General features: G+C 75.0%; 1 protein-coding gene and 1 pseudogene. Both read right to left on the reverse strand.

The features are described from left to right. A pseudogene (locus B7767_RS30865) lies at positions 1–827 on the reverse strand (hypothetical protein); the annotation flags it as partial. Continuing rightward, complete coding sequence (locus tag B7767_RS30870) at positions 824–2,041, reverse strand: transposase (RefSeq protein WP_085575019.1); 1,218 nt, start codon at positions 2,039–2,041, stop codon at positions 824–826. The gene B7767_RS30870 and the pseudogene B7767_RS30865, both read right to left, overlap by 4 nt. Positions 2,042–2,248 lie beyond the last annotated feature (207 nt).

The following is a 2,248-nucleotide window of genomic DNA, read 5'->3' on the forward strand; positions in this document are numbered from 1 at the left end:
CGCGCCAGCGCCGTGTGCACCCGTGCGGTGGCCCGGCCCAGCGCACGGGACTCCTCGGCGAAGCCGCCCAGCGGGGCCACCGAGGCGCAGTCGCCGCCGACGCACTCCGCGGCCTGCGCGGTGGCCAGGGACCAGCCGTCGCCCCGCGACGGCACGAACTCCTGGAGGACGGCGAGCGTGGTGGGGCCGGCCGGGAACGCGTCGGTGGTCCGCATCCACGCCAGCGGCCGGGCGCTGGGCACCTCACCGTCCCGCTCCAGGGCGGTGAGCAGCTCCAGCTCCGGATGCGGGCCCGGGACCAGGCGGCGCAGCACCTTGAGCATCAGCCGGTCGCCGAACGCCACCGAGGTGTTGGACTGCTCGGCGGTGATCGTCCGGGCCGGCAGCCCGAGCGGCACCTCCACGCCGGCCGGCCGGTGGCACTCCACCCGGCCGTCGGTGTCCCCGGCGGCCAGCCGCGCCAGCAGCCGGGACATCAGCCACGGGTCGGCGGTGGCCTCGTACAGCAGCAGGTCCGGCCCGTCGGGTCCCGGCACCCGGCCGATGAGGGCGTCACCGGCCGGCGCCCCGGCCGCCTCCCGGCCGACTCCGACGAGGAGCTGGTACCACTCCTCGTGCCCGCGCCGCCCGGCCCGCACCACCAGCTGCACCAGCGCGGGATCGCCCGGGTGCAGCAGATCGGTGAGGACCGGTTCGGCGAGCGGCGGGTGCTGTCCCCCGCCCTGCTTGTCCGCGTACCAGCGGCGCCCGGCCAGCCAGCCCGGCAGGGAGCGCCGCAGCTCCGCGACGACGCGCGTCAGGTCGACGGTACGGGTGGGCGCGCTCATGCGACCGGCACCATCGGACGCCGTTCCCGTACGGACGTACGCGCCCCGGCGGCCTCCTCGGACCGGGCCAGCGCGTGTGCCGCGTGGGCCACGGTCACCATCGTCATGTGGTGGTGCCAGCCGCGGAACGACCGTCCCTCGAAGTCCCGGGCGCCCAGACCGTCGGTGACCTCGGCCTGGTCGCGCGTCACCCGCCGGATGAGCATCGCGGTGCGGTACACCGTCCCGAGCTGGGCCCCGGAGAGGTTGGACAGCCAGTACTCGCCGGGGGCCCGCCGGTTGCGGTCGGTCCACGCGCCGAGCAGCACCAGCTCCCGGCGCTCGCCGGCCGGCGCGGGCCCCGAACGCCGCCGCAGCCGTACGCGGGTGGCGCCCACGGAGGTGGCCCGCACGGTGTCCGTGGTGTGGTCGTACCACTCCACGGGCAGGCAGTTCCGGCTGAGCGCCGCGGTCAGCGCGTCGGCCGGGCCCGCGTGGTCCCCGGCCGGCGGCCGCACCGGGTCGGGCAGCGCGAACCGGGTGGCGGGGTCGATGCGCAGGACGAACGGGACCTGCCGGGCGCCGAGTTCGGCGCTGACGGCGTAGGGGTCACCGTCCCGCAGGTCCATCACCACGGGCCGGTCCGGCAGGCCCCAGCCCGACGACATGCGCGCGACCGAGCCGACCGCGCACTGCTCGGGCGGACAGGAGGCGACGTGCTCCGGGATCGAGGCGCGGTCGCGCCGCTCGGGGTGGTCCGTCCAGCACTCGGGCAGCGCGAGCCGCCAGTCCACCGGACAGCTCCCCTGCTCGGAGACGAGCCACACGCCCATGGCCTGCTGGCAGTTGACGACCCGGCCCAGGTCCGCGACCCACTGCCGTTCCACTCCCACGGAGTGCCGGCCGACCTTGGTGATGACCAGCGGATGCACCACCCAGGCACGGGGGTCGAGCCGCTGTGCCACCAGCCGGGCCATCGCCCGGCGCACCGGGCCGTTGCGCCAGGTGGACTTGGTGATGAACTGGTAGAGGCTCTGCTCCACGCTGTTCCCGGCGCCGTCGGCCAGGGCGCGCATCGTCTTCTTTCCCGCGACCGTGAGCAGACCCCGTACGTAGAGTTCTCCCCGGCGTCGCTGGTCACTGCGCGGAATCGATGCGAGCGCCCCGGGGACGACCTCGGTGAGGATTCCCTCGGGAATTCCACCGGATAACTGCTGCCGATGCTCCACGGACATGGTGGGCCCTCTCTTCGAGCCGTCAAGCCTTGAGGTCGAGGTGTTTCTCGTGCCTTCGGGCGCGGCCGACCGCCGGCGCCTTTCGTGAAGGAGGAATTCCCGGGGGTTTCACGTGGGGGATTTCGCCGGGGATTCCTTGGATGATTTACCGGGGGCCGGACCCCGCCGGCGCCCGCCGGCTCGGGGGATGTGCCGGCGGGGGCCCCC

Source organism: Streptomyces sp. 13-12-16 (assembly GCF_002114215.1).
Lineage (GTDB): Bacteria > Actinomycetota > Actinomycetes > Streptomycetales > Streptomycetaceae > Streptomyces.